The sequence below is a fragment of the Paraburkholderia sp. genome, assembly GCF_034668105.1.
In the GTDB taxonomy this organism is placed as follows: domain Bacteria; phylum Pseudomonadota; class Gammaproteobacteria; order Burkholderiales; family Burkholderiaceae; genus Paraburkholderia.
Genome location: NZ_JAXDPY010000100.1, coordinates 1 through 3,810, shown reverse-complemented (window position 1 = coordinate 3,810; position 3,810 = coordinate 1). Strand labels below are relative to the sequence as shown.

General features: G+C 62.3%; 3 protein-coding genes and 1 pseudogene. All 4 read left to right on the top strand.

The features are described from left to right. Nucleotides 1-248: pseudogene (locus QOC89_RS04865) on the top strand (hypothetical protein); the annotation flags it as partial. A gap of 1 nt (nucleotide 249) precedes the next feature. Next, nucleotides 250-1,062 carry an ABC transporter ATP-binding protein gene (locus tag QOC89_RS04860; RefSeq protein WP_323043986.1) on the top strand — a complete coding sequence of 271 codons (813 nt, stop codon included), beginning with the start codon at nucleotides 250-252 and terminating at the stop codon, nucleotides 1,060-1,062. Next, nucleotides 1,059-1,940 (top strand): carbon-nitrogen hydrolase family protein, encoded by an 882-nt coding sequence (locus QOC89_RS04855; RefSeq protein ID WP_323043985.1) that lies wholly within the window; start codon nucleotides 1,059-1,061, stop codon nucleotides 1,938-1,940. Before QOC89_RS04860 ends, QOC89_RS04855 begins: the two co-directional genes overlap by 4 nt. Nucleotides 1,941-1,972: 32 nt before the next feature. Further along, nucleotides 1,973-3,514, top strand: a complete 1,542-nt coding sequence (locus QOC89_RS04850) for an amidohydrolase family protein (protein ID WP_323043984.1) — start codon at nucleotides 1,973-1,975, stop codon at nucleotides 3,512-3,514. Nucleotides 3,515-3,810: the final 296 nt, after the last annotated feature.

Sequence of the window (3,810 nt, the reverse complement as noted above, 5' to 3'; positions counted from 1 at the left end):
CGTCGCTCTTCATGGTGCTGCGCATGAACCTGTTCGGCGCGTGGATGGTAGTCCTGGTGGCGGAAGCGACCGGCGTCGGCAGCGGCCTCGGTCAGGTCGTCATGCTCGCGCGCAATACCTTCAACTCCAGCCTGTCGTTCTTCACGATGACGTTGATCGGCGTCATCGGCTTCGCCTTCGACGTTGCGCTGCGAATCGTTCAGCGCAAGGTGCTGTTCTGGGTGCCAAATAACGGCTTGGGGAAATGATATGAGCCAGAACCAATCAGCTTCCGTGCAACCGCCGCTCGTCACCTGCAAGGGCGTCGGCAAAACATGGCAGACAGACGGCGCACCGTTCGTTGCCTTGCGTGATATCGACCTGGATATCGCGCGTCGCGAATTCGTCGTGTTCCTCGGTCCAAGCGGATGTGGCAAAAGCACCCTGCTTTACCTGATCTCAGGACTGGAACAGGTAACCAGCGGCCGCATCATGTGCGGCGGCGCCGAGGTGAGCGGGCCGGGCACGGACCGAGGACTCGTCTTCCAGGACGCCTCGCTCTTCCCGTGGCTGAGCGTGGGCGAAAACATCACCTTCGGCCTGAAAATGCAGCACATGCCCAAGGAAAACCGGCGCCGTATCGCAGAGGAAATTCTCGAGCGTGTCGGCTTGTCCGAAGCCATCGACAAACGGCCCGACCAGCTCTCGGGCGGCATGCGCCAACGTGTAGCAGTGGGACGCGCACTCGCGCTGAAACCCGAGATACTGCTGCTCGACGAGCCGTTCGCCGCGCTGGACGTGCAAACGCGCGCGAAGATGCAGGACTTCCTGATCCAGGTCTGGCAACGAAGCAATGTGTCGATGGTCTTCGTCACTCACCACATCGACGAAGCGATCGCGCTCGCCGACCGCATTGTCGTGTTTACGGCACGCCCGGGGCGCATCAAGACCATCATTCCGGTCGATCTTCCTCGCCCGCGAGACACGCGCAGCCGGGCGTTCCACGATCTCAGCGTCCACCTGACCGACCTGATGCGCGATGAAGTCGATCGCGCCTTCGCCGAGCAGGAGCGGGTCCGATGAGTCGGCTGGCAACGCTGAGCACACTTCGGGTCGCGGCCCTGCAATTGCCTCCCTGCACGAGCGACCTTGCCAGCAACGAGGCCGCGGCATTTGCCGCCGTGCACGCCGCCGCCGATGACGGCGCCCAGTTGATCGTCTTGCCCGAACTCTCGATGGTGCCGTACTTCGCGAGCGCGCCGGGCGGGCAATATCGTGACTGGGCGGAGCCCGCGGATGGTCCGCTGGCCGCGCGCTGCGCCGCGCTGGCCAGGACACGTGGCATCGCGCTGTTCGTCCCGTTCTACGAAATCGATCGGGCTAGTGGCCGGTATCACAACGCCGTGCTCGGCTTCGACGCCGACGGCAATCCGCTGCGCGCCGGTCCGGTTGCGCGCAAGCTTCACCTGCCGGTCGGCGACGACCCGCCGCCCGGCTACGACGAAGCCGCGCACTTCACGCCTGGCGACGCACTGCACGTCGTGCAGGTAGGCGCGTGGCGCATCGGCGTGCTGGTCTGCTACGACCGCCGCTTTCCAGAATGCTGGCGCGCGTTGCGTGCGGCGGGCGCCGATCTCGTCATCGTGCCCGTCGCCGGCAGCGGCGGCGACGACATGGATTTCTTCGTCGGGGAGCTGCGCACGCACGCGCGGGAAAATGGCCTGGCGGTCGTTTGCGCGAACAAGATCGGTGACGAATTCCTCGATGGCGTGCGCATCGACAACTACGGCGAGTCGTGTGTGATCGCCGCCGACGGCGCGGTACTCGCCCGCCGGCCCGGCAACGAAGGAGCTGGCATCGTCAGCGCGACGCTCGCGCATGCAGAGATCGCGGCGACCCGCGAAAAGCTGTGTTACTTCGATCATCGGCGTGTCGATCTATACGGCACACCATCGTTCTGAAACTACTCTTCTCTATTCAGGTAAAAGCAACCATGTCCGAAACATTGATTGTCGCTGGCTGGATCGTCAAGGGTGTCGCCGACCGGCACACCGCAGAGGTCATCCGCGACGGCGCGCTGTATCAGCGCGACGGCGTCATCGTCGAGATCGGCGATGCGCAGCAGCTGATCGCAAAGTATCCGAACGCGCCGCGTCTCGGCTCGCCCGATACGGTGTTGCTGCCTGGCTTCGTCAACAGTCACCATCACGTCGGCCTGACGCCGCTGCAACATGGTTCTCCTGACTACGCGCTGGAACTGTGGTTTGCAAGCCGGATGGGTACACGCGAGATCGATCTTTACCTCGATACCCTGTACTCCGCCTTCGAAATGATTGCGTCCGGCATTACCACGGTGCAGCATATCCACGGTTGGCGGCCTGGTCCGCTGTCGTCGATACATGAAGCCGCTTCAGGCGTTCTGAAGGCGTATCGGGACATCGGTATGCGCGCGTCGTACAGCTTCGCCGTGCGCGAGCAGAACCTGCTTGTCTATGAAGCCGACGAAGACTTCGTCAAACGCCTGCCGGCCGACATCGGGACGAAGCTCGCCGCGCATCTGAAAGCGCAGCAGGTCCCGCTGGCCGACCATCTGCAGCTGTTCGACATGCTCACGCAGGACAACGAAGGCCAATCGCTGACCCGGATTCAGCTTGCACCTGCCAATCTGCACTGGTGTAGCGATGAGACACTGCTTGCCATCAAGGAACGCGCCGACAACGCCGGCGTACCGATGCATATGCATTTGCTCGAAACCGCCTATCAGAAGGAATACGCGCGCCGCCGGACGGGCAAGACGGCGGTCGCGCATCTGAACGATCTCGGTCTGCTCGGTCCGTCGCTAACCCTCGGCCATGGTGTGTGGCTGACGGAAGCAGACATCGAAATGGTCGCGCATACCGGCACCTGCATCTGCCATAACTGCAGTTCGAATCTGCGTTTGCGCAGTGGCGTGGCACCCTTGAATGCGTTTGCCAAATACGGTGTGACGGTGGGCATGGGGCTCGACGAAGCGGGTATCAACGAAGACCGCGACATGTTGCAGGAGATGCGCCTCGCACTGCGCGTACACCGCACGCCGGGAATGGACGACGACGTGCCGACCTGCCCACAGATACTGAAAATGGCCACTGAGGATGGTGCTCGAACCACCCCGTTCGGCGCACAGATTGGTCGCCTGGAAACCGGACGCCTGGCCGATCTGGTGTTGATGAACTGGAAAACTGCAACGTACCCCTATCAGGACGACAACATTCCCATGCTGGATGCGCTCATGCAGCGAGCCAAGACGAACGCCGTCGATGCCGTGATGATTGCCGGCGATGTGGTGTACCGGGATGGCCGGTTCACGCGTGTGGATCGCGATGCGATCCTCAACGAGATCGAACAGACGCTCGCGAAGCCGCGCAACGAGCGCAAGCAGGCGGAGCGGGAACTGGGCGCGGCCGTGTTTCCCCATGTAAAGGCCTTTTACGCCGACTACTTCGGCGAAACGCCGCCGCGTCAGCCGTTTTACGCCCCTTCATCCCGGAACTGATGGGCCGAATGACAACGCAAGCCCTTCTGGGTGATCTACGGGGCTCTGGTGCAAATAGACTCATTGGACCGGTTAGAGTAGCGATCCAATCAATCTGGTGGGCGGCGATGAGCAAGGGCAAGGGTCTGGAAGGGTTGTTCGATGGCCGGCATTTTGATCGGGAGATCATTGTTCTGTGTGGGTCTATCTCTAGCGGGCGGTAGATCGGGTCGGCCAGACAGTGGACGTACAGCGCCGACGCCATGGGGTTCGGCGTCATCGCATGCTCGACCAGGATTGTTGCAAACGCTCTAACG